The sequence below is a fragment of the Burkholderia sp. 22313 genome, assembly GCF_052045245.1.
Lineage (GTDB): Bacteria > Pseudomonadota > Gammaproteobacteria > Burkholderiales > Burkholderiaceae > Burkholderia.
The window spans coordinates 1-22277 of record NZ_JBQEON010000018.1; the positions used below are offsets into that span (position 1 = coordinate 1).

General features: G+C 66.0%; 20 protein-coding genes. 8 read left to right on the plus strand and 12 right to left on the minus strand.

All coding sequences use genetic code 11. The features are described from left to right. The 3 genes from ACTJKF_RS16360 to ACTJKF_RS16370 all read left to right on the plus strand — a co-directional run bounded on the left by ACTJKF_RS16360 (position 1) and on the right by ACTJKF_RS16370 (position 3664). Entirely contained in the window at positions 1 to 1554 is a 1554-nt protein-coding gene (locus ACTJKF_RS16360; RefSeq protein ID WP_440623310.1) for a sugar ABC transporter ATP-binding protein, read from the plus strand. Between the two features lie 40 nt (positions 1555 to 1594). Further along, a complete protein-coding gene (locus tag ACTJKF_RS16365; RefSeq protein WP_440623311.1) occupies positions 1595 to 2632 on the plus strand; it encodes an ABC transporter permease subunit in 1038 nt (345 codons plus the stop codon). An 87-nt stretch (positions 2633 to 2719) separates the two neighbouring features. Then, complete coding sequence (locus ACTJKF_RS16370; RefSeq protein ID WP_440624557.1) at positions 2720 to 3664, plus strand: ABC transporter substrate-binding protein; 945 nt, start codon at positions 2720 to 2722, stop codon at positions 3662 to 3664. 100 nt (positions 3665 to 3764) lie between these two features. On the opposite strand, the gene ACTJKF_RS16375 is transcribed toward ACTJKF_RS16370, so the two are convergent. The 3 genes from ACTJKF_RS16375 to ACTJKF_RS16385 form a co-directional block, all read right to left on the minus strand. Next, positions 3765 to 5483 carry a SulP family inorganic anion transporter gene (locus ACTJKF_RS16375; RefSeq protein WP_440624558.1) on the minus strand — a complete coding sequence of 573 codons (1719 nt, stop codon included), beginning with the start codon at positions 5481 to 5483 and terminating at the stop codon, positions 3765 to 3767. Between the two features lie 24 nt (positions 5484 to 5507). Next, positions 5508 to 6134 (minus strand): ParB-like protein, encoded by a 627-nt coding sequence (locus ACTJKF_RS16380; protein ID WP_440624559.1) that lies wholly within the window; start codon positions 6132 to 6134, stop codon positions 5508 to 5510. Positions 6135 to 6269: 135 nt separating this feature from the next. Then, complete coding sequence (locus tag ACTJKF_RS16385; protein WP_440624560.1) at positions 6270 to 6812, minus strand: GNAT family N-acetyltransferase; 543 nt, start codon at positions 6810 to 6812, stop codon at positions 6270 to 6272. Positions 6813 to 7094: 282 nt separating this feature from the next. On the opposite strand from ACTJKF_RS16385, the gene ACTJKF_RS16390 reads away from it, so the two are divergent. The 4 genes from ACTJKF_RS16390 to ACTJKF_RS16405 all read left to right on the plus strand — a co-directional run bounded on the left by ACTJKF_RS16390 (position 7095) and on the right by ACTJKF_RS16405 (position 12327). After that, positions 7095 to 8315 (plus strand): MFS transporter, encoded by a 1221-nt coding sequence (locus ACTJKF_RS16390; protein ID WP_440624561.1) that lies wholly within the window; start codon positions 7095 to 7097, stop codon positions 8313 to 8315. A gap of 216 nt (positions 8316 to 8531) precedes the next feature. Then, positions 8532 to 9350, plus strand: a complete 819-nt coding sequence (locus ACTJKF_RS16395) for a TetR/AcrR family transcriptional regulator (RefSeq protein ID WP_440624562.1) — start codon at positions 8532 to 8534, stop codon at positions 9348 to 9350. 276 nt (positions 9351 to 9626) lie between these two features. After that, complete coding sequence (locus ACTJKF_RS16400; protein ID WP_440624563.1) at positions 9627 to 11381, plus strand: AMP-binding protein; 1755 nt, start codon at positions 9627 to 9629, stop codon at positions 11379 to 11381. Between the two features lie 28 nt (positions 11382 to 11409). Further along, entirely contained in the window at positions 11410 to 12327 is a 918-nt protein-coding gene (locus ACTJKF_RS16405) for a DUF1571 domain-containing protein (RefSeq protein WP_440624564.1), read from the plus strand. Positions 12328 to 12354: 27 nt separating this feature from the next. On the opposite strand, the gene ACTJKF_RS16410 is transcribed toward ACTJKF_RS16405, so the two are convergent. Further along, positions 12355 to 12633, minus strand: a complete 279-nt coding sequence (locus ACTJKF_RS16410) for a hypothetical protein (RefSeq protein ID WP_440624565.1) — start codon at positions 12631 to 12633, stop codon at positions 12355 to 12357. 295 nt (positions 12634 to 12928) lie between these two features. Here ACTJKF_RS16410 and hfq point away from each other — a divergent pair, with 295 nt between their 5' ends. After that, positions 12929 to 13498 (plus strand): RNA chaperone Hfq, encoded by a 570-nt coding sequence (gene hfq, locus ACTJKF_RS16415; RefSeq protein ID WP_440624659.1) that lies wholly within the window; start codon positions 12929 to 12931, stop codon positions 13496 to 13498. Between the two features lie 83 nt (positions 13499 to 13581). Here hfq and ACTJKF_RS16420 read toward each other — a convergent pair whose 3' ends face one another. Genes ACTJKF_RS16420 through ACTJKF_RS16455 form a run of 8 tightly spaced genes read right to left on the minus strand, consistent with a single transcriptional unit; the run spans position 13582 to position 22274 of the window. Continuing rightward, on the minus strand, positions 13582 to 14289 hold the full coding sequence (locus ACTJKF_RS16420) for a DUF2968 domain-containing protein (RefSeq protein WP_440624566.1): 708 nt from the start codon (positions 14287 to 14289) through the stop codon (positions 13582 to 13584). A 54-nt stretch (positions 14290 to 14343) separates the two neighbouring features. After that, positions 14344 to 15735 (minus strand): sigma 54-interacting transcriptional regulator, encoded by a 1392-nt coding sequence (locus ACTJKF_RS16425; protein WP_440624567.1) that lies wholly within the window; start codon positions 15733 to 15735, stop codon positions 14344 to 14346. 17 nt (positions 15736 to 15752) lie between these two features. After that, positions 15753 to 17618 (minus strand): TadG family pilus assembly protein, encoded by a 1866-nt coding sequence (locus tag ACTJKF_RS16430; protein ID WP_440624568.1) that lies wholly within the window; start codon positions 17616 to 17618, stop codon positions 15753 to 15755. 11 nt (positions 17619 to 17629) lie between these two features. Beyond that, positions 17630 to 17962 (minus strand): DUF3613 domain-containing protein, encoded by a 333-nt coding sequence (locus ACTJKF_RS16435; protein WP_440624569.1) that lies wholly within the window; start codon positions 17960 to 17962, stop codon positions 17630 to 17632. Positions 17963 to 17985: 23 nt separating this feature from the next. Next, positions 17986 to 18879 carry a pilus assembly protein gene (locus ACTJKF_RS16440; protein WP_440624570.1) on the minus strand — a complete coding sequence of 298 codons (894 nt, stop codon included), beginning with the start codon at positions 18877 to 18879 and terminating at the stop codon, positions 17986 to 17988. Positions 18880 to 18903: 24 nt separating this feature from the next. Continuing rightward, positions 18904 to 19917 carry a type II secretion system F family protein gene (locus ACTJKF_RS16445; RefSeq protein ID WP_440624660.1) on the minus strand — a complete coding sequence of 338 codons (1014 nt, stop codon included), beginning with the start codon at positions 19915 to 19917 and terminating at the stop codon, positions 18904 to 18906. Positions 19918 to 19921: 4 nt separating this feature from the next. Then, positions 19922 to 20905 carry a type II secretion system F family protein gene (locus ACTJKF_RS16450; protein ID WP_440624571.1) on the minus strand — a complete coding sequence of 328 codons (984 nt, stop codon included), beginning with the start codon at positions 20903 to 20905 and terminating at the stop codon, positions 19922 to 19924. Continuing rightward, positions 20898 to 22274, minus strand: a complete 1377-nt coding sequence (locus ACTJKF_RS16455) for a CpaF family protein (protein WP_440624572.1) — start codon at positions 22272 to 22274, stop codon at positions 20898 to 20900. Before ACTJKF_RS16455 ends, ACTJKF_RS16450 begins: the two co-directional genes overlap by 8 nt. Positions 22275 to 22277: the final 3 nt, after the last annotated feature.

A 22277-nucleotide genomic window follows, 5' to 3' on the forward strand; every position in this document is an offset into this window, starting at 1 on the left:
ATGTCGCGTACTGAGTCGCCCCGGCCGTTGCTCGAGATGCGCCGGATCAGCAAGACGTTTCCGGCCGTGCGCGCGCTCGACAACGTCAGCCTGACCGTCTACCCCGGCGAGATCCATTCGCTGATGGGCGAGAACGGCGCAGGCAAATCGACGCTGATGAAGATCCTGTCGGGCGCCTACCGCGCCGATGCCGGCGGCGAGATCCTGATCGACGGCGAGCGCATCGACGTCGACGGCCCGCTCGCCGCGCGCGATGCGGGCGTCGCCGTGATCTACCAGGAGCTGTGCCTCGCCCCGAACCTGACCGTCGCGGAAAACATCTACGTCGGCCGCGAACTGCGGCACGGCAACCGGCGCTGGGGCACGATCGACCGCGCGGCGATGGCGCGCGGCTGCCAGGACGTGCTCGCGCGTCTCGGCGCGCCGTTCGGGCCCGACACGCTCGTCGGCACGCTGTCGATCGCCGAACAGCAGCTCGTCGAGATCGCGCGCGCCGTGCACACCCGCGCCCGCATCCTCGTGATGGACGAACCGACGACGCCGCTGTCCTCGCGCGAGACCGAGCACCTGTTCGGCCTGATCCGGCAACTGCGCGAGGAAGGTCTCGCGATCATCTACATCAGCCACCGGATGGCGGAGATCTACGAACTGTCGGATCGCGTGTCGGTGCTGCGCGACGGGTCGTACATCGGCACGCTCGAGCGCGACGCGCTGTCGGCCGAGCGGCTCGTCGCGATGATGGTGGGCCGCGACATCTCCGGTTTCTACAAGAAGGAACACGCACCGTACGACCCCGGCCACCTGCTGCTGTCGGTGCGCGACATCGCCGACGGCGAGCGCGTGCGCGGCTGCAGCCTCGACCTGCATGCCGGCGAAGTGCTCGGCATCGCGGGGCTCGTCGGCGCGGGCCGCACCGAGCTCGCGCGACTGATCTTCGGCGCGGAGCCGCGCACGCGCGGCGACGTGAAGCTGGGCGAGCGCGCGTTCGGCGCCCATTCGCCACGCGAATCGATCGACGCGGGCCTCGTCTACCTGACGGAAGACCGCAAGCGCCAGGGCCTGTTCCTCGACATGAGCGTGCGCGACAACATCAACATCGCCGTGTGCAACCGCGATGCACGGCTCGGCGCGCTCGATCTCCCGCGCGGCGCCGAACGCGCACGCGACGCGATCGCATCGCTGTCGATCCGCGTGCCGCACGCGAACGTGAACGTCGGCGCGCTGTCGGGCGGCAACCAGCAGAAGGTGCTGCTGTCGCGCCTGCTCGAGACGAAGCCGCGCGTGCTGATCCTCGACGAACCGACGCGCGGCGTCGACATCGGCGCGAAGTCCGAGATCTACCGGATCATCAACGAACTGGCCCGCGCGGGCGTCGGCGTGATCGTGATCTCGAGCGAACTGCCGGAGATCATCGGCGTCGCCGACCGCGTGCTCGTGATGCGCGAAGGCGAGATCGCCGGCGAACTCGGCGGCCACACGCACACCCCGATCACGCAGGAAGCGATCATCGCGCTCGCCACCGGCTCGCAAGCCGAACTCGCCGACGCGCACTGACCACGGCCCCTTCATTTCCCTCTTCATTCAAGGTACCGAAATGATCAACCCGACCAAGCAGCGGAACCTCGCTTCCGCGCCGGCCCAACCGGTCGCCAACCGCACGCCGCTGATGCGCGGCGCCGATCATCGCGCGCGCATGCAGTCGCTGCTGCGCACCGCCGGCATGCTGCCGGTGCTGCTGGTCCTGTGCATCGGCTTCGGCTTCCTGACCGACGGCTTCTTCACGCTACAGAACCTGTCGATCGTCACGCAGCAGGCATCGATCAACATCGTGCTCGCCGCCGGCATGACCTTCGTGATCCTGACGGGCGGCATCGACCTGTCGGTCGGCTCCGTGCTCGCCGCGTCGGCCGTCGCCGCGCTGCTCGCCTCGACCCTCCCCGGCTGGGGCTGGCTCGGCGTGCCGTTCGCGCTCGCCGTCGGCCTCGTGTTCGGCGCGATCAACGGCGGCCTGATCTCGTTCCTGCGCCTGCCCCCGTTCATCGTCACGCTCGGCGCGATGACCGCCGTGCGCGGCGTCGCCCGCCTGATCGGCAACGACACGACCATCTTCAACCCGCAACTGCCGTTCGCGTTCATCGGCAACGGCACGGTGCTCGGCGTGCCCTGGCTCGTCATCATCGCGGTCGCGGTGATCGCGCTGTCGTGGTTCATCCTGCGCCGCACGGTGCTCGGCATGCGCATCTATTCGGTCGGCGGCAACCCGGAAGCCGCACGGCTGTCGGGCATCAACGTGCGGGCGATCCAGCTGTTCGTGTATGCGGCATCGGGCCTGCTCGCCGGTCTCGGCGCGGTGATGTCGGCCGCCCGGCTCTACGCGGCCAACGGCCTGCAGCTCGGCCAGTCGTACGAGCTCGACGCGATTGCCGCGGTGATCCTCGGCGGCACGAGTTTCGTCGGCGGCGTCGGGTCGATCGTCGGCACGCTGATCGGCGCATTGATCATCGCGGTGCTGACCAACGGCCTCGTGCTGCTCGGCGTGTCCGACATCTGGCAGTACATCATCAAGGGGCTCGTGATCATCGGCGCGGTCGCGCTCGACCGCTATCGCCAGCGCGACTCGGCCCGCACCTGATACCGCTTCCCTCGCTGTTCAACCATCGGGGCGCAGGCAGGTCCTCCTGCGCCCGTTTGCCAACGGACCTTCCGGAGACACAACGACATGTTCAAGCACCACGCCGCCCTGACCGCCGTCGCCTGCGCACTCGCCTTCGGCGCTGCCGCCGCCCATGCCGCCGACAAGCCGCTGAAATCGATCGGCGTCACGGTCGGCTCGCTCGGCAACCCGTACTTCGTCACGATCGTGAAAGGCGCCGAGGCCCGCGCGAAACAGCTCAGTCCGAACGCGAAGGTCACCGCGGTGTCGGCCGACTACGACCTGAACAAGCAGTTCACGCAGATCGACAACTTCATCTCCGCGCACGTCGACATGATCCTGCTCAACGCGACCGACCCGAAGGCGATCGAGCCGGCGGTGAAGAAGGCGCAGGCGGCCGGCATCACGGTCGTCGCGGTGGACGTCGCGGCCGCGGGCGCGAACGCGACCGTGCAGACCAACAACGTGAAGGCCGGCGAGCTGGCATGCGACTACCTCGCGAAGAAACTCAACGGCAAGGGCAACGTGATCATCGAGAACGGCCCGCAGGTGTCGGCCGTGATCGACCGCGTGAACGGCTGCAAGGCCGTGCTCGCGAAGAATCCGGGCATCAAGCTGCTGTCGAGCGACCAGGACGGCAAGGGCTCGCGCGAAGGCGGGATGAACACGATGCAGGGCTACCTCACGCGCTTTCCGAAGCTCGACGGGGTGTTCACGATCAACGACCCGCAGGCGATCGGCAGCGATCTCGCGGCGAAGCAGCTGAACCGCCCGAACATCGTGATCACGTCGGTCGACGGCGCGCCCGACATCGAGGTGGCGCTGAAGTCCAACACGCTCGTGCAGGCGTCGTCGAGCCAGGATCCGTGGGCGATGGCGCAGCAGGCCGTCAACGTCGGCTACGGGATCATGAACGGCCGGAAGCCGGCCAACCCGATGATCCTGATCGAGCCGACGCTCGTCACGCGCGACAACGTGAAGGACTACAAGGGCTGGAGCAGCCCGCGCTGATCGCGCCGCGCGATCGGAGAACCGGTCGACGCGGTGCTGTCGCACCAGATGTGGCCAGACGGCACGCGCATGCACCGGACGGCGCATGCGCGACGCGTCGTCATGCGCCGCCCTTCGCGCCGTTGCCGCGCGCCTGCAGCTGTTGCAGGCTCTCGTCGACACTCAGTTCGGACATCGCATCGTCGCGCAGCGTATCGTCTGCCGCGCGGTGCAGCGCATGCAGCGCGTGCTCCTTGAGCCGCACGATCGCGAACTGCAGCCCGCGTGCCGCGCATTCGGCCGCGAACGTGCGCAACGATTCGATCGTCGTGCCGTCGACATCCGGCGTTTCCTCGAGGCTCAGCATCACGGTATGCGTATCGGGCGCGGCCTTCATCAGCGCGCGCGCGCGATTGAGCATCCGGTCCGCGTTCGCGAAGAACAGCTGTGCCTCGGGCCGCACGATCAGCACACCGGGCACCGGCTTTGCATCGGCATGATTCGCCACGTCGACGAAGTCGTGCCCGTCACGCAGCCGGCCGAGCACGCTCACGTTCGGCTCCGACAGCTTGCGCAGTGTCAGCAGCAGGCTCACGCCGATGGCCGCGAGCAGCCCGTGCAGCACGCCGAGCACGAGCACCGCGAGCAACGCCGCGATCACGACGAGCCGGTCGCGATGCCAGACCCAGTACGGCCGAAACACCGACGGATGCAGCGAATGGCTGACCGCGAAGATCACGATTGCCGCGAGCACGGGTTCCGGCGTGCGCGCGAGCTGCGGCAGCAGCAGCCACACGATCAGTGCGACCACGCCGGCGGCCCACAATCCCGCGAAACGCGACTGCGCCCCGGCCGCCTCGTTCGCGGACGTCGCGGAATAGCCGGCGCCGACCGGCATGCCGTGCAACAGCCCTGATACCAGGTTCGCGCAGCCGATGGCGACCAGGTCGCGGTTGGCCGACACGCTGTCGCCGTGCTTGAGCGCGAAATTGCGGATCGAGCCGTACGACTCCGCATACAGGATCAGCATCAGCGCGAACGCGAGCTCGATCGTCTGCATCCATGCGCTGCGATCGAGATGCGGCAGCCCGAATTCCAGGTGCCGGAAATCGATGTGTCCGACGATCGCGATCCCGTACTGCTGCCAGTCGAGCACATAGCCGGCCGTGATCGACAGCACGATCACGACGAGCGTCGCGGGCACGCGCGAGCGCCGCCCGAGTATGAACAGCAGCGCGAGCGCGGTCGCGCCGAGCCCGCCGCTCGCGAGGTTCGCGTGCGGCGCGCCGGTAACGAGGTCAAGCGCGACGCGCGGCGCGTCGCTGTGGTGCACGGAGATCGCGAGAATCTTCGGCAGCTGTTTGATGACGATCGTCAGCGCCAGTCCAAAGGTGAAACCGCGCAGGACCGGACGCGCGACGAAATCCGACATGCCGCCGAGCCGCGCGGCGCCTGCCAGGATGAACAGCACGCCGGTCATCGCAACGAGCGCGGCCGCCAGCGCGAGCTGCTCGGCCAGCGCCAGGCCTGACTCGGCCAGCACGGTCGCCGCGAGCACCGCCGCCGACGACGAGGTCGACGACACGATCGCAAAGCGGCTGCGGCCGGTCAGCGCATAGACGACGAGGCCCGACAGCAGCGCGATCAGGCCGGCCTGCGGCGGCAGGTTGGCCAGCCCCGCATACGCGACCGCCTCGGGAATCAGCAGGCCGGCGATCGACAGGCCGGCCAGCGCATCGAGGCCGATGCGCTGCGTGGGCGGCGGCGTTGCCGCATCGAGTGCAGCAAAATGCTCGGGATGCTGCGGGCCGGCATCCGGGCGGGTCTGTGCGGTCGTCATGAGGCGATCGGCGCCGTGCGCGTGTCAGGGCTTGACGGCGATGACACCCGACCAGCCGGGCAGATAGCGCGCGTCCTGCTCGTGGGCTCGGCGCAGTGAGATATCGAGCGCCTTCGAGAAGTTCTTGCGAATCTGGTCGAGCGTCACGTGCTGGCGCAGATAGTCGGCCCACAGGAATTCGCTGAACGGCGTCGCATCCTTCGCATAACCGCCGGCCGTGCGCAGCTCGCCGGCAAGGCTGCGATACGGATCGTCCTCGAGCCCCGTCAGCGACTTCGGCAGGTGTGCGTAGTCACGCCGCGAGCCGTCCGCGCCGAACGGATGCACCCACTGGTTGTGCTCCATCATCCGCCAGAAGATCGTGTCGTCGAGCCAGGACAGATCCTTCAGCAGCATCGCGTTGACGCGCGATTCCCCTTCCTCGATCAGCGCGAGGCCGAGATGGTGGTGATCGGTAATGTAGTGCTGGCCGCCCGGGCCGATGATCGCCGGAAACCAGTGCGATTCGATCGCCGCCTTGCGCGCACGCTTGCCGAGCGTCTTCCAGTGCTTGCGCTTCGCTTTCACTTCGCGATAGCCGACCGTCATTTGCGTCGGGTGCAGCGCGTCCAGCCGGACGGGAATCAGATGAACGTCGTTGCCGAGTGCCATGGTCGTACCCCATGTTGCGAATTTCCGGCAACGATACTCCTGATCGAGCAAGTCGTTAAGACGTCGCGACCTCGATACCCGTGCGATGGCCCCTCTCTGACACGCGGCCGCGCGCACGGCGACACGTTCGCGGCATTACATCCGCAAGTCGTCGCGCTCGAGGCGATGGCGAACGTAAGGCATCCCGTCGTGCACGACGCTCACGCGCCGCATCCCGAGCTTGCGCGCGACGTTCAGCGAACCCGTGTTCGCTTGCGCGATGTCGGCGATCACGCGCGGCAACCGCACGGTGTCGAACGCATGGCGCACGACGGCCGCCGCGGCCTCGCACGCGACGCCGCGCCCCCATGCCGCACGCACGAGCCGCCAGCCGATCTCGACGTCGCGCGCGCCGCTCGCATAGTCGGGAATCAGCAGGATCCAGCCGAGGAACGCGTCGGGCGCCGCCTTCTCGAAGATCGACCAGTAGCCGAGGCCCGGCGGATAGTCGCGCGTGATCCGGTGCGTGACGAAGCGGCGATGCTCGACCGGGTCGTGCCACGGGCCCGCGATGTGCCGCGTGACCTCGGGATCGCGATCCATCTCGATGCATGCGTCGAGGTCGGCCAGCACGCGTGGGCGCAGCCACAGCCGCCCGGTCTCCAGCACGGGCAACGTGGCAACGGAAGCTTCGGTCATCGGGACTCCTGATTCGGTGGCGATGCGCATCGCACTCATTACATAACTGATACAAATAGCCTTCCGGAATGATACAGATGCCTGACACTCGTCTCGCGCCGCCCCGTTTCCGCTTCCGCAATAGCGCATTTCATAGGGATTATTCCCGATTCGAGGTTATCGCGCCCCACATCGCACGGCACGGCGGCCTACACTCGATTGCATGCCCCCGCAACGCGCGCCGGCCGGGCTGGCATTCGCCTGCAGATCGCGAGCGCGCAAGCCAACAAGGAGACCTCGGACATGAGCTGGACCCGCGAACAACGCAACGTCACGATCGCCGCCTATCTGGGATGGACGCTCGACGCGTTCGATTTTTTCCTGATGGTCTTCGTGCTGAAGGACATCGCCGCCGAATTCGCGTCGACCATCCCCGCCGTCGCGTTCGCGCTGACGCTGACGCTCGCGATGCGTCCGCTCGGCGCGCTCATCTTCGGCCGGCTCGCCGATCGCTTCGGCCGCCGTCCGACGCTGATGGTCAACATCGCGTGCTACTCGGTGCTCGAACTCGCGTCGGGCTTCGCGCCGAGCCTGACCGCGCTGCTCGTGCTGCGCGCGCTGTTCGGCATCGCGATGGGCGGCGAATGGGGTGTCGGCTCCGCGCTAACGATGGAAACCGTGCCGACCCATGCGCGCGGCTTCGTATCGGGCCTGCTGCAAGCCGGCTATCCGAGCGGCTATCTGCTTGCGTCCATCGTGTTCGGTCTGTTCTACCAGTACATCGGCTGGCGCGGGATGTTCATGATCGGCGTGCTGCCCGCGCTGCTGGTGCTGTACGTGCGCGCCCACGTGCCCGAATCGCCGGCCTGGAAGCAGATGGAAAAGCGCGCGCGGCCGAGCCTCGGCGCGACGATGAAGCAGAACTGGAAGCTCACGATCTACGCGATCGTGCTGATGACCGCGTTCAACTTCTTCTCGCACGGCACCCAGGATCTCTACCCGACCTTCCTGCGCGAACAGCATCACTTCGATCCGCACACCGTGTCGTGGATCACGATCGTGCTGAACATCGGTGCGATCGTCGGCGGCCTGTCGTTCGGTGCGATCTCGGAGCGGATCGGCCGCCGCCGCGCGATCTTCATCGCCGCGCTGATCGCGCTGCCGGTGCTGCCGCTGTGGGCGTTCTCGAGCGGCGCACTCGCGCTCGCCGCCGGTGCGTTCCTGATGCAGATCTCGGTGCAGGGCGCGTGGGGCGTGATCCCCGTCCACCTGAACGAGATCTCGCCCGACGAGATCCGCGCGACCTTCCCTGGCGTCGTCTACCAGCTCGGCAATCTGCTCGCGTCCGGTAACGCGACGATGCAGGCATCCTTCGCGGTTTCGCAAGGCAACAACTACGCGTATGCCCTCGCGCTCGTGGCCGGCACCGTGGCCGTCGTGATCGCCGTGCTGATCCTGTTCAGCCGCGAACGCCGCGGCATCGACATGACGCAATCGGTCAATACGCGTACCACCGTCGGCTGACCGCTCGTATTGCCGCATCGCATCATCGCGCGTGCCCCGTCCCGTCGGGGCCGCGCGACAGACTTTCCGCATCCGCACATCGAACTAGAGGAATTTGTCCAGATTCCCCGCTTGCCCGCGCCGCCCGCGTCTTTTTATCTTAATAAAAACGGCTGTTTGAATCAGATAAGCAAATCACCTGTTCGCGGCCGGGCGACCGGCATTGGGAGGCGGGACATGGCAGTAAGTCAGGAGGGACGACCGTCCGCGGGACGGTCGTCCGGGACGCGGTCATCCGGCAATCGGCAGACCGGCGGCACGAAGGCGCGCATTCTCGACGCGGCCGAGGACCTGTTCATCGAACATGGCTTCGAAGCGATGTCGATGCGGCAGATCACGTCGCGCGCGGCGGTGAACCTCGCCGCGGTCAACTACCACTTCGGCAGCAAGGAAGCGCTGATCCACGCGATGCTGTCGCGCCGGCTCGACCAGCTCAACCAGGAACGCGTCGGCATCCTCGACCGCTTCGATGCGCAGCTCGGTGCGCATATCACCTGCGAACACGTGCTCGGCGCGATGTTCATTCCCGCGCTGAAGGCGTCCCGCGACCCCGAGCGCGGCGGCCCCGCATTCCTGCGGCTGATCGGCCGCGCGTACACCGACCCGTCGCCGTTCGTGCGCAACTTCCTGACCGCGCACTACGCAAGCGTCGCCGGCCGGTTCTTCGATGCGTTCCAGCGCGCGCTGCCGCATCTGCCGCGCACGGAGCTCGGCTGGCGGCTGCACTTCGCGATCGGCGCGCTGTCCGGCGCGCTGGCCGGTGCCGAGACCGAAAGCCTGATCGACGAGTTCTCGCAAGGCCGCACGATGAACGACGTGCAGATGATCGCGCGGCTGTCTTCGCTGATCGTCGCCGCACTGAAGGCGCCGATGCCCGACAGTGCGCAGTTGTCGATCTTCGCGGCCGTGCTCGACGATGCGGGCGCGAGCGAGGCGTTCGGGCTGTCGTCGAGTACGGCAGCCGTCGATACCGCGACGCTGCATTCGGCAAGCTGATCGCATCCGGCCGCGCAGGCGGCGTTCCACGATATGGGCGGCCCGGGTCGGCGTTGATGCGCGGGCTCGGGCCGAACGACTGTCATGCGGCGGGAGTCAGGCTGGCTTTCGTCGACGAAAAGCATGAGACGGGAGCAAGCGTTGAAGTGCTGACTCTCGCCGACCGCGAAGCATGGGGCGAGAGCAAGCGTTGAAGTGCTGACTTTCGCCGACCGCGAAGCATGGGGCGAGAGTAAGCGCTGAAGCGCTAACTCTCGCCGACACCGGAGACACATCATGTCCTCATCCGCAGCAACCGCAGCGGCCCAGCTCCCGCCGAACAGCGACGGCGTCTGGTACGCATCGTATCCGCCCGGCGTGCCGCACGAGATCGACGTCACGCAATACGCATCGCTCGTGCAGTTCTTCGACGAATGCACGACGCGCTTCGCCGAGCGCGTCGCCTACGTGAGCGCAGGCGCATCGATGACCTACCGCACGCTCGCGCAGAAAGTCGATGCATTCGCGTCGTATCTGCAAAGCACCGGCGTGAAGCCGGGCGACCGCGTCGCGATCATGCTGCCGAACACGTTCCAGTACCCGGTCGCGCTGTTCGGCACGCTGAAGGCGGGTGCGATCGTCGTCAACGTCAATCCCCTCTACACCGCGCGCGAACTCGCGCACCAGCTGAAGGACAGCGGCGCGCAGACGATCGTCGTATTCGAAAACTTCGCGCGCACGCTGCAGGACGCGCTGCCGGAAACGCAGGTGAAGAACATCGTCGTCACCGCGCTCGGCGACCTGCTCGCCGACGGCTTCAACGCGAAAGGACGCCTGATCAATTTCGTGCTGAAGCACGTGAAGAAACTCGTGCCGGCCTACAGCCTGCCGCAGGCGATCCGGCTGCGCCCCGCCCTCGCGCTCGGCGCGCGCGGCAAGCCGCAGCCCGTGCAGACCACGCGCGACGATCTCGCGTTCCTGCAATACACGGGCGGCACGACCGGTGTCGCGAAAGGCGCGATGCTCACGCACGGCAACCTGATCGCGAACCTGCTGCAGGCCAAGGCGTGGATCGCCGACCAGGTGTCGGGCGACGTCGAAACCGTGCTGACGCCGCTGCCGCTTTATCACATCTATTCGCTGACGGTGAACGCGTTCATCTTCATGGGGCTCGGCGGGCGCAACATCCTGATCGCGAACCCGCGCGACATGAAGATGGTGATGAAGATCATCCGCCACGAAACGTTCACCGGAATCACCGGCATCAACACGCTGTACAACGCGTTCCTCGACAACGAGGAATTCCGCAAGCGCGACTTCTCGCAGCTCAAGCTCGCGATGGCGGGCGGGATGGCGATGCAGCGCGCGGTCGCGGAGCGCTTCCAGCAGGTCACGGGCCGGCCGGTCGTCGAAGGCTACGGGCTCACCGAATGCTCGCCGATCGTCACGATGAATCCGGTGGACCTGAACGACATGGCCGCGTTCAGCGGCTCGATCGGCCTGCCCGCGCCGTCGACGCTCGTGCGCTTTCGCCGCGAGGACGGCACCTGGGCCGGCATCGGCGAGCCGGGCGAGCTGTGCGTCCACGGTCCGCAGGTGATGCGCGGCTACTGGCAGCGGCCCGACGAAACCGCGAAGGTGATCGATGCCGACGGCTGGCTCGGCACCGGCGACATCGGCGTGATGGACGAGCGCGGCTTCATCCGTCTGATCGACCGCAAGAAGGACATGATCCTCGTCTCGGGCTTCAACGTGTATCCGAACGAGATCGAGGAAGTGCTGGTCATGCATCCGGGCATCAGCGAAGCCGCCGCGATCGGCATTCCCGACGAGGTGCAGGGCGAGCGGATCAAGGTGTTCGTCGTGCGTCGCGACCCGACGCTCACGGTCGACGACGTGCTCGCGCACTGCCGCAAGAACCTCACCGGCTACAAGATGCCGAAGCTCGTCGAGTTCCGCGACGCGCTGCCGCAGACGAACGTCGGCAAGATCCTGCGCCGCGCGCTGCGCGACGAGGAACTCGCGAAGATCAACGCCGCGAAGCACGGCTGAAGCCCCATCGCCCCAGGAGACGCTGTCGATGAACGAAGGAAAGAAGCACCGCGCGGCGCACGTTGCCGCCGCTGCGGTTGCGTGCATGCTGTTGCTCGTGCAGCCGGGGCTGCATGCGCAGGAAACGGCCGATGCCGCGAGCGCGGCACAGGAGGCCGCCTTGCCGGCGGACCTGGCAAAGGTCACGCGCGAGCCGGTCTCGCAGCAGGCGCGCTGGCTGCGCACGGCCGCCCAGCGCGGCACGCTCGCGCAACTCGACGACGCCACGCTCACGGCACTCTTCAAGGCACTCGATCCGCTCGCCGTGCCGCTCTATATCCGCAACGGTCCCAACGGCTATCCGTCGTACCAGTTCACGATGGTGCGCCAGGAACGCATCAGCGGGAAATGGTCCGATACGCCCGACCGCATGCTCGTGAAGATCACCCGCGAGCCGCTGCGCGTGTATGCGAAATGGCTGCCGGGTGGCGCGCATGCGGGCCAGGAGACGATCTACGACACGACGCAGCGCAAGGACGAGATGTACGGCCATCTCGGCGGCCTGCTCGGCAAGATTCCGTTGTGGACGGCGCTCGACGGTGCGCTCGCCCGCGCACAGTCGAATCACCAGGTGAAGGATCTCGGCACCGAGTTCATCACGAACCTGTACCTGACCGAAGGCAAGAAATACCAGGAAGCCGGCGTGCAGCGGCCGACGCAGGTGGAAGCGAAGACGATCGGCGGCGTGCGCGTCGTCGCGCTCACCTATGAGACGCCCACCGGCCGGCCGCAGTTCTACGCGAAAAAGGAAACCCTCGGACTCGACCTGCACGCGCCCTACTTCCGGACCGTCGAGTCCTATGACAACGACGGCAGGATCTTCGAGCGGATCGTCATCGAGAAGATCGCGCCGGCGACACTCGACGAATCCGCGTTCGATCCTAAAAATCCTGACTACGCGTTCTGAGCGTCACGCGCGCCGCGCACGCCGGAGTCAGTCGTCGTCATCGTCGTGATGCTTGCGCCAGTGCTTGTAATAGTGCCGGCGCCATTTGCGGTAGCCGTCGTCGTCCTCGTCGCCGTAGTAGCCGTATCCGTAGCCCGGATAGGCGACCACGGCCGGCTGCGGCGCCACATAGACCGGTGCCGGCTCGGCATAGACCGGCGCGACCGGCACGCCGATGCCCACCGACAGGTCGACGTGCGCCATTGCACTGCCGGAAGCGAGCAATGCCATGCTCCCGATCAAAACCGCCAATCCCTTCGTGTTCATGTTCCCGTTCCCTGATCTGCCGGCCTGCCCGGCACGCGCGACGAAGGTACGTCAGCCGCGCACCGGCAGGTGCTACGCCGTTGCGAGAGTCGTAACGCGACGTAACCGAACGGCACTAGCCATTTGACCGAATCGCGAAAATGCGCGGGAACGTCTATAGTGGGTTACGGTTCGACACAATCACGACTGCGCGCTCGTGGAACGAACAGGGTAAAATCCCGCCAAACACCGGGTGGGCGACCACGCCACACACACGCACAACATATTCTCTGACGCAGGCTCCTGCCGCACCTCAATGGCCAATCCCGCAGAATCCCATCCGCAAAACGACTTCATCAATGCGGCGCGCAAGGAACGTAAGCGCGTTGAAATCTATCTCGTCAACGGCATTCGCCTGACGGGGTGTATCGAGTCGTTCGACCAGTACCTGGTGATGCTGCGCACCCCCGTGGGTCTGCAAGGCATCTACAAGCGCGCGATTTCCACGATCCAGCTCGACACGGGCGGCTCCCGTCCTGGCGGCAGCGGTCCCCGCGGCCCGCGGCCCGGCGGCCGGCCGGGCGGTCGCGAAGGTGGCGGCCACAGCCCGTACGGCTCGCATGGCGGCTCCCGCGAATCGCGCGGCGACGGCGGCTACGGCTCGCGCGAGCCGCGTGAAGGTTACGGTTCCCGTGAACCGCGCGAGGGTTATGGCGCGCCGCGTGAACCGCGCGAAGGCTACGGCGCCCCGCGCGAACCGCGTGAATACGGTGCGCCGCGTGATGCCGGCGATGCATCGGGCAATACGTCGTCGTCCGATTCGCGCGGCGGCAACGGGCCGGTGATCGTCACGCGCCGCCGGCGAATCGTGCCGGACGGCCAGTAAAACAAAAGGGCAAGCCAACCGGCTTGCCCTTTTTACTGGTGGGTCGGCGCGGCATGTCGCCGCAGCGGCCGCGCCGTGACCGCTCAGCGTACCTTCGTCGGCAAGCCCGCGTCGGCCTCGCGCTGCAGCGAACGCACCTGCTGCTGCAATGCGCGCAACTGCGACTGGAGCTCCGCCTGTTGCGCCTGCAACGCCGCCGTTTCGTTACGCACGTTCTTCTGGCGATCCGCGACAGCTGCCTGCTGCTCGCGCGCGATCGAGATGTCGGCCTGCAAGCGCCGCGCCCGCTCCTGCGTGACTTCGATCTGCCGGTCCATTTGTGCCTTCTGCGATTCCAGCTTCGCCGCACGCAACTCGTTGACGGCCAGCCGTTCCGCCTGATGCGAGAAATCGCGATAGATCGATTCCGCGCGTGATTCGTCGGAAGTCTTGATCACGCGCCAGAATGCCTTCTGCTGGAACAGCGCGACGAAATAGGAACCGTCCTTCACGCTGAACAGCAGGCTTGCGCCGTAGCTGCCGTTATAGCTCGTGCGCATTTCAGTCAGCGAACGCGCCTGGATCTGGCGCTGCAACTCGTCGACCGTGCTCGGCCCGGTCGTTTCACCCGCCTGCGGCTGCACCGACGTCTGCACCTGCTGATCGATCACCGGAATCGCCGCCACCGGTGCCGATGCCGGCTGTACCGCCGGCGCCCCATTGCCGGCCAAGCCTTGCGCGTACGCGCCCTGCATGCCTCCCATCATGGCGAGCAACACACACGCCCGCCCCAACCCCGTCATATGGCTCATGAATTTTTATTCCCGCCCGTGTCGTTGTAATTCAGCGCGATTTTATCTCATTAATTACTCGCTTTCGCGGGTCTCGGGCTCTTCGTCGAATATCTGATATTTACGCATCTTTTCCCACAAGACCTTGCGGCTGATGCCGAGCTGCTGCGCCGTATCCTGGCGTCGCCAACCGTTCGCATCGAGGGCCGCGATCACGCGGCTGCGCTCGCTCATGTCCCACTTGCTGCGGTCGACGAAAACTTCCGCCGCGCTCTCCACCGGCACCGGCTGCGCCGAATTGCGCGCATGCGCGACCAGCCGCTGCAGTCGCGCGGCATCCCAGCCGCCCGTCTGCCGCACCGTCACCCCGACCCGCTCGGCAAGATTGCGCAACTCGCGCACGTTGCCGGGGAAATAGCTGTCCGCGACCGCGTCGGCGAGCCAGTAAGGCAGGTCGGACAGTTGCGCGAGCCGCTCGTCGCCCACCACCTCCGCGACGAACGACTTGAACAGCGCGATCTTGTCGACCGCGCCGCGCTCTTCCAGCGACGGAATGCTCAGCTCGATCACCGCGAGCCGGTAGTAAAGATCCGCGCGGAACAGGCCATCCTTCACCAGCTGCGGCAGCTTCTTGTTGCTGGCCGCGACGAGACGGAAATCGACCTTGATCGGCGTCGTCGCGCCAACCCGCAGTACCGCGCCGTCCTCGAGCACGCGCAGCAGCTTGACCTGCTGGTACAACGGCAAGTCGCCGACTTCGTCGAGGAACAGCGTGCCGCCCGCCGCCTGTTCGAAATAGCCTTTATGCGCAACAACCGCACCGGTGAACGAGCCTTTCGCATGCCCGAAGAACAACGATTCGAACAGGCCGTCCGGAATCGCCCCGCAGTTGACCGGTACGAATTCGCCCTGGCGGTAACGCGAATGCTTGTCGTGCAGCAGTTGCGCGATGCGCTCCTTGCCGACGCCGGTTTCGCCGTGCAGCAGCACGTTGGTATCGCAGTCGGCGAACGTGTCGACTTCGTGCAGCAGCGCCTGCATCGACTCCGAGTGCGCGACCAGTTCGGACGGCTGCAGCGTTTCGGCCGCGTGCGCACGCAGTTGCGTGACGAGCTTGCCGATCATCCCGCGCAGTTCGGCGCAGGTGAAGTCGAGCGGCAGGATGTGCGAGTAATCGGGCGGATACTGCGACGCGTCGTGATCGCGTGCCGCACCGACCCACACGACCGGCATGCCGATGTTGGCCTGCCAGTCGCGCAGGAAGGCCGCGCCGGTTTCGATCATCGTCACGCTGATGATCGCGAGCGACGGCCGCATCGCGGCGCGCTCGGGCGAGATCTCCGCATTGTCGGCGCGGATCACCTCGACGTCGAAGCTCGCCATGCAGCGGGCAACGCGGTCGACGATGTCCGCCTTGCCTTCCCAGACGTACAGGTCGAGTTCTGCGATTGCGGGGGGGGTTCTCATCGGGTGGTCTTGCTTCTCTAATTGCTGACAGTTTGCGCAGCGCCGCAGGTCAGCGACATTTGATGTACCGTGGCGGCACCGAGCTGGACGCCCAGCAGATCCAGCAGCGGATCGATGATACCGTCCAGCGCGCTCAACAGCGGGCTCAAAACGCCGGTCAGGACGTCCAGCAGTTTTGGAATGAAATCCGGTGTGACCGTAACGGTGACCAGTCCGAACAGCAGATCCACCTTCGGTGTGATCGTGGCCGAGCTCAGACCAGCCAAGGCATTGCTCACGGCCGAACCCAGCGCATTCGTGTTGGTGGTCCAGTAGTAGGACGGATCGCTTCCGCCCCGTCCGTAAAACGTATTGGTCGCCGTGTTGCCTGCCAGATTCACCGACACGTTGGAAACGGTCGCGGAAACCTCGACCGCGCCAGCCAGCACCAGCACGTCGAGTACCTTGGCGGGCGTCGAGCAGTTGTAGGTCGCCGGCAGGTTGAGCAGGTTGCCGCTGAGTGGTGGCTGGCCGATACAGAGATTCGCGACGCTCGGTTGCGCGCTGATCGTGGCCGAATTCGGCGAGGTCAGGCAATTGGTGGACAACAGCGTTGCGCTGCCGGCACCGAGCTGCAAGTAGATCGGCAAGTAAACGTTGGCGGACGCCACGACCGGCAGCGGGTTCACCCCAAGGTTGACGAGAAGATAGAGGCCGATCTGCGCATTCGTCGCGACCGTGCGCCATGCGCCGGTCGCGACCTTCCCGCCTTCGCCTACCGCGATGGTCGGCGGGCTGATGACCTGCGCCTGCAACTGCACGATCGAAACGGAGTTGCCGTTCGACAGCGTCAGCGGCACGTTGGCGCCGATCACGACGCCCGGCTTGCCGCTCTGCGAGATCTGCGCCATCGCCATCACGAGATCGAGCACGTTGACGGTCGCGTCGGCTGCCGCCTGCGCGTTCGCGAGACCGAGCGTGAGCAGCGACGTGGCACTCTGCCCGGTCAGCTTCGCGACGTTGATGTTGGTATTGCTGAGCAGACTCAGATTGAGGATGTTGTTCAGTGCGCCGGTCGCACTCGACTGCAGGGTGGCGCCGAGCGTGGTGGTCTTCCCGACGGCCGCCACCATCGCGTTGAGCAGCGTACCGACCGATGCCTGCGCATTGACCAGCCCGCCTATGGTCCCGTTGCCGACCGACAGCGATTGCAGTGCGACGGCGATATCGCCGAGCTTGACGTTCGCGCACGCGAGCCCCTGGTAAGACGCGAGATTGAGCGTCAGTGGCGTACCGCCCTGGCCTTGCAGCAACGCGCCCAGCAGTGCATTCACAAGACCGGGATTACCGGTCGGCACACCCGAGCAGCCGACTCCGCCGACGGCGGCCAGCGTCGCACCGATTGAGAACGTGTCGATGTTGGTCGCCTTCGCGGTCGACGTGGCGGTCACGGTGCGCGTCGGTCCGAAGAAGAAATACGGCATCGATTTGGAAATCGTGACCCGGACCGCGTTCAGCTGCGTGAGCTTGGGGATCGACGTCTTCGACGTATAGAAACTGCTCGACGTCCCGGTTGCCGTCGGTGCCCAATAACCGCAATCGGCCGACAGCGTCGTGGTGCCGTCGACGGAAAAGCCGTTCGTCGATGCGTTGTTCGTGGCCACGCTCGTCACGTTCGCACACGTATCATCCAGCCGCTGGACCGCGGCGAGTGCTGCGAGATCGGCGACGCGCTGCATGTCGCGACGCGCCAGGAACACGTTGCCGATGTCGACCGAACCGAGAATCACCATCGCCAGCAGTATCCATACGGATGCCATGACGACGACCGCGCCGCGCTGGCGCCGCGGCGCGACGTGCCCTCGTCCGGTCACGCGATTTGATGAATGGCGAGCCGCGCTCATTGCCGCCTCGCTCAATACGATTGCATGGGATGCTGTCCGCCGGACCCGCCGTTGCCGTTCGAGTTGACCGGCGACCCCATCGACTCCGGAATCTTGTGCTTGAACGAATCGAGATAGCGCTGGTAACTGAGCGACGCGGCATCACCCAGCATCGGCAATGCCGGTCCGGCCGCACGGTTGTCGCGCTGCAGCGCGAGCAGCGCATCGGTCGAATGGCCGATTTCCGATGCCCTCGCCGTCGATTGCTCGCAATGGGCTGCCGTCGCGGCCCCCATCAATGCAACCAGTGCGATGCCGCGATGCAGCCATGCCAGGTGGCGATTGAAACGTTTGTCGTTCGACATGTCACTTCCCCCCGAATGCTTTGTCATTGTGCGAACCGCTGCAGCAGCGGCACGGTGGGATCGAATCCCTGAATGTTTGCGACTGGCGACGGCCGCCTTGCGACATCGGCACCCGACACGTTGACCACGCTGCCCGAGCCAACCGGCGTCGGCGTCGCCGTCGCGACCGAGGCCGGTGAAGAGGCCGCACGGCGCCACGCACGCGCTGCCGTCGTGATTTTCATCGCGTCGCCACGGATGTCGTTGCGAATGTCGGCCGACAGCTTCTGCTGCGTCATGAGGCGCTGCGCGTCGTGCGTACGACCGGACGCGAGCAGGTACAGCACCAGGTTGCTGATGATCTTGGGATTGTTCTGATCGAGTTCGGCCGCCTTCATCAGCGGGATGCGCGCGCCTTCGACATCGCCGCTGCGCAGTTTCGCGTAAGCGAGATCCGACAGCGTCGCGGCATCGGTCGGTGCCAGCACCGTCGCCTGCGACAAGGCTTGCGCGGCGCGCGGGAAATCGCCCGCCGCACCGGCGATCAGCCCCAGTCCGCGATACCCGCGCGCGGCCAGTGGCGTGTTGAGCAGTTGCGTATAGACGACCGTGCTTGCGGCCGGCTGGTCGGTCATGCGCAACGCATCGGCGCGCAGCAGGATGGTCTGCGGTGACGCACCGTACTGCTTCTCGTATGCGTCGATATGCGCGAGCGACGCGTAATACAGTCCTTGCGACTGCATCCGCTCGATCAGGCCCAAATACATGCCGGGCGTGTCGGGTGCTGCCTGCTTCTGCGCCGCGGCGTCCATCAATGCCGCTCGCTCGGCCTGCGGACCGACGCCATACCCGCTTTCCTTGAACGCCGAACACGCGCAGAGCAGACTCGCCATCGCCACCATGCCGGCTACTTTCGCGATTTCATCGATGCGTTTCATCTTCCGTCCTTTCCCTTCCCTGCGTCAGTGCTGCGCTTGGCTCAGCGCACGCAACACCGAGATCATCCCCGGGCCGGCCGTCACGATCAGCAGCGCGGGCAGAAGCGTCACGATCATCACGCCCGTCATCTTCACCGTCAACCGACCGATGCGCTCACGCAGCATGGCACGACGTGCCTCGCGCAAGCGTTCGCCGAACTGCTTGAGCGGTTCCTGGACCGCGCCGCCGTGCTTGTCGACCTGGATCAGCAATCGCACGATGGCACGCAGATCCTCGTTTTCAAAGCCAGACGACAACCGCTGCAACGACTGCTCGCGCGTTCGCCCCGCCGCGAACTGCCGTTGGGCGATCTCCATTTCCGACGACAGCACGGGCATCATGCCTTTGAAGTCGTTCGTGACGACCTGGATACTCTGATCGAGCGACAGGCCAACCCCTTGCAGCAGGCGCAACATGTCGACCAGCAGCGGCAACTCGTCGATGACGGATTGCCGACGCTTCGCGGCACGGCGCCGCAGGTAGAGCTTCGGCACCATGAATCCGACGATGAACGAAATGCCCACGCCGAGCCACCACTGCGTGCCGCTCACACGCGACCCGATCACGCCGATATAGGCGAGCGGAATGACGATCGAGCAGGCGATCCGCGCACTCAGGAACAACCCGCGAGTGCGCGTATCGACAAAGCCGCACTGTTCGAGCAGCAACCGATCCTCTTCCGCAACGACAAGCCGACCGATACCGGTATCCAGCCAGCGCATCCCGAGCGCCGACAGACGCGCCTGCAATTGCGCGAATCGCGACGGCTGATCGGTTGCCTGCCGCGCGTCCCGATCTTTCCGCAACGCCTCGTCCGTATCCTGCGCCGCCCGTCCGCTTGCGGCCGCCAGCGTTGCGAGCCGGCGCTCAAGCGCGTCGGTCAGCGTCCGGCCGCTGCGCGATTGCGCATTCGCACTGCGGATCGCGAGCAGCGCCAGCAACAGGATGCCCAGCGCACCAAGCACCAGTGCGAGCGAACCAAGTTGATTGGCTGTCATGCCGTCACCTGAGTTTGGCCATGTGATAAAGCCAGATCCCGCCCGCGACCTGCAGCATGAAGGCGAGGACCAGCAACTGGCGACCGGTGTAGTCGTTCCACATCGACTGCAGATAGAGCGGATTGGTCGCAATGACGAAGCTGCCGATCGCGATTGGCAGCATGACGAGCACCCATGCGGACAAACGCGTTTCCGACGACATCGCCTCCAGTTCCCGCTCGGCCTGTTCGAGGTCGCGCATGAACGTCGACATCCGGTCGAGCATGATGTCCGCGCGACCGCCGTAGCGCACCGACAGCCGCAGCACCGACCCGACCAGTTCGAATTCCTTGGTGTGGTAGACGCTCGCGATATGCATCATCGCGCGGTCGATCTCGACACCCGTGCGCAGCATCCTCGACACATGGTCCAGGCATCCGCGCAACGGCGCCTCGGTCGTCTGCAGCGCGGCCTGGAACGCGGCCGGCACACTATTGCCCAGCGTCACCAGCCGCACGATCCCGTCCAGAAACGACGGCAACTGACGAACGATCATCAGGCGCCGCCGATGTATGCGCGACACCAGCCAGAACACGAGCAGTGCTGCTCCGCAGACGAGCGCGGCGATGCCGCCGAGCCAGCCGCCCCGGCTGCCTGCAGCGAACGCGACCCCGGCCAGCGCCAGCAGCGCAAGCAGCGCCTTGCCGCGCGCGTCTTCGATTCCCGCACGGCTTGCCACGTTGGCGAAATACTCGGTCGCGACTGCACGCCAGCGCCCCCATTGCGAAGCCGATACGCCGGACGACACGCGTGCCGCGGCGGGCGCTGCCGCTGCGACAGACGCCGGCCGGATATCCCGCTGCGGCACACCGCCCGCGCGCGCACCGGGTTCGATCCGGCTGTCGATGAAGCGCTGCACGTCGGCACGATCGCGTTTCATCTCGCCGTGCCGCCACAGCATCAGCGCGGCGGCAGCGAGCAAAAGCGCCATTGCCAGCACGCTATACATTGAAACCCCCGCCGCCGCGGCCGAATCCGCCGCTGAACCCGCCACCGCCGCCGAAGCCGCCATCATTTCCGCCGAAACCACCCTTCAGCGTCTGACGGAAGCGGGCGAGCTTCGGCGAGTGCGGATGAATGCCGAGCGACTCCCAGTCGTCGACCTCTTCGCCGTCGGGTGTCACACGCGCCTCGTAGCGATACAGTTCCTGCGTCGCGATGATGTTGTCCGACAGTCCGGTGACCTCGGTAATCGACAGGATCCGGCGCCGCCCGTTCGACAGACGGCCGATTTGCACGATGAAGTCGATCGCGTTCGCGATCTGCCGGCGCAGGCTCGACTCGGTACCCTGGAACCCGGCGAAGCCGGCCAGCATCTCGAGACGATAGAGGCATTCGCGCGGCGAACTCGCATGCACGGTCCCCATCGAGCCGTCGTGACCCGTGTTCATCGCCTGCAGCATCTCGAGCACCTCGCCGCCGCGCACTTCGCCGACGATGATCCGGTCCGGCCGCATCCGCAACGTATTGCGCAGCAAATCGCGAATCGACACGACACCGGTCCCGTCGAAGCCTCCGGGCCGGCTTTCGAGGCGCACGACATGCGGGTGATTCAGCGACAGTTCGGCCGTATCCTCGATCGTCACGACACGTTCCGGCTCAGGAATGTGGAATGCGAGCGCATTGAGCAGCGAAGTCTTGCCCGAGCTCGTGCCACCCGACACGAGGATGTTGCAGCGCGCCTCGACCGCCGCCTCGAGCAGCGCGCCGACCTCCGCATTGAACGTGCCGTTGCCGAGCAGATCGGCCGGCTTGAGCGGATCCTTGCGGAATTTCCGGATCGACACCACCGGCCCGTCAATCGACAGCGGCTCGATCACCACGTTGACACGCCCGCCGTCCGGCAGCCGCGCATCGACCATCGGATTCGATTCGTCCAGACGCCGGCCTATCGGCGCAAGGATGCGCCGCACGATACGCAGCAGGTGTGCGTTATCGGTAAAGCGAATCGGCAGCTTGACGAGGATCCCGTGGCGCGACACGTAGATATCGTTGTAGCCGTTGATCAGGATGTCCTCGACATGCGGATCGGCGAGCAGATCCTCGATCGGCCCGAATCCGGCAAGCTCCTTGGTCAGCGCCTCGGCAATCGCCCTGACCTCGTTCTCGTTAAGCGGGATACGCCGCAAACGCACGAAGCTGTCGATCTCGAGATCCACGAACTGGTTGATCGCCTGGCGCGACCAGCGACCGAATTCGGCCCCCAGTTCCTCGATGCGCGTCAGCAAGTGTTCGTGCGCGGCATTCTTGATGTCATGGAACTGTTGCGACTGGGAGAACGGCGCGGCGCCGTCGGCAAATTGAATGTCGTGTGCCATCGC

Bases quoted from the DNA above. Each gene is read 5' to 3' on its own strand.
- ACTJKF_RS16440 (WP_440624570.1), bottom strand. From the start codon at position 18,879: ATGAAACGCATCGATGAAATCGCGAAAGTAGCCGGCATGGTGGCGATG.
- ACTJKF_RS16400 (WP_440624563.1), top strand. From the start codon at position 9,627: ATGTCCTCATCCGCAGCAACCGCAGCGGCCCAGCTCCCGCCGAACAGC.
- ACTJKF_RS16370 (WP_440624557.1), top strand. From the start codon at position 2,720: ATGTTCAAGCACCACGCCGCCCTGACCGCCGTCGCCTGCGCACTCGCC.
- ACTJKF_RS16380 (WP_440624559.1), bottom strand. From the start codon at position 6,134: ATGGCACTCGGCAACGACGTTCATCTGATTCCCGTCCGGCTGGACGCG.
- ACTJKF_RS16430 (WP_440624568.1), bottom strand. From the start codon at position 17,618: ATGAGCGCGGCTCGCCATTCATCAAATCGCGTGACCGGACGAGGGCAC.
- ACTJKF_RS16375 (WP_440624558.1), bottom strand. From the start codon at position 5,483: ATGACGACCGCACAGACCCGCCCGGATGCCGGCCCGCAGCATCCCGAG.
- hfq (WP_440624659.1), top strand. From the start codon at position 12,929: ATGGCCAATCCCGCAGAATCCCATCCGCAAAACGACTTCATCAATGCG.
- ACTJKF_RS16435 (WP_440624569.1), bottom strand. From the start codon at position 17,962: ATGTCGAACGACAAACGTTTCAATCGCCACCTGGCATGGCTGCATCGC.
- ACTJKF_RS16450 (WP_440624571.1), bottom strand. From the start codon at position 20,905: ATGTATAGCGTGCTGGCAATGGCGCTTTTGCTCGCTGCCGCCGCGCTG.
- ACTJKF_RS16360 (WP_440623310.1), top strand. From the start codon at position 1: ATGTCGCGTACTGAGTCGCCCCGGCCGTTGCTCGAGATGCGCCGGATC.
- ACTJKF_RS16405 (WP_440624564.1), top strand. From the start codon at position 11,410: ATGAACGAAGGAAAGAAGCACCGCGCGGCGCACGTTGCCGCCGCTGCG.
- ACTJKF_RS16365 (WP_440623311.1), top strand. From the start codon at position 1,595: ATGATCAACCCGACCAAGCAGCGGAACCTCGCTTCCGCGCCGGCCCAA.
- ACTJKF_RS16445 (WP_440624660.1), bottom strand. From the start codon at position 19,917: ATGACAGCCAATCAACTTGGTTCGCTCGCACTGGTGCTTGGTGCGCTG.
- ACTJKF_RS16410 (WP_440624565.1), bottom strand. From the start codon at position 12,633: ATGAACACGAAGGGATTGGCGGTTTTGATCGGGAGCATGGCATTGCTC.
- ACTJKF_RS16455 (WP_440624572.1), bottom strand. From the start codon at position 22,274: ATGGCACACGACATTCAATTTGCCGACGGCGCCGCGCCGTTCTCCCAG.
- ACTJKF_RS16385 (WP_440624560.1), bottom strand. From the start codon at position 6,812: ATGACCGAAGCTTCCGTTGCCACGTTGCCCGTGCTGGAGACCGGGCGG.
- ACTJKF_RS16395 (WP_440624562.1), top strand. From the start codon at position 8,532: ATGGCAGTAAGTCAGGAGGGACGACCGTCCGCGGGACGGTCGTCCGGG.
- ACTJKF_RS16390 (WP_440624561.1), top strand. From the start codon at position 7,095: ATGAGCTGGACCCGCGAACAACGCAACGTCACGATCGCCGCCTATCTG.
- ACTJKF_RS16420 (WP_440624566.1), bottom strand. From the start codon at position 14,289: ATGAGCCATATGACGGGGTTGGGGCGGGCGTGTGTGTTGCTCGCCATG.
- ACTJKF_RS16425 (WP_440624567.1), bottom strand. From the start codon at position 15,735: ATGAGAACCCCCCCCGCAATCGCAGAACTCGACCTGTACGTCTGGGAA.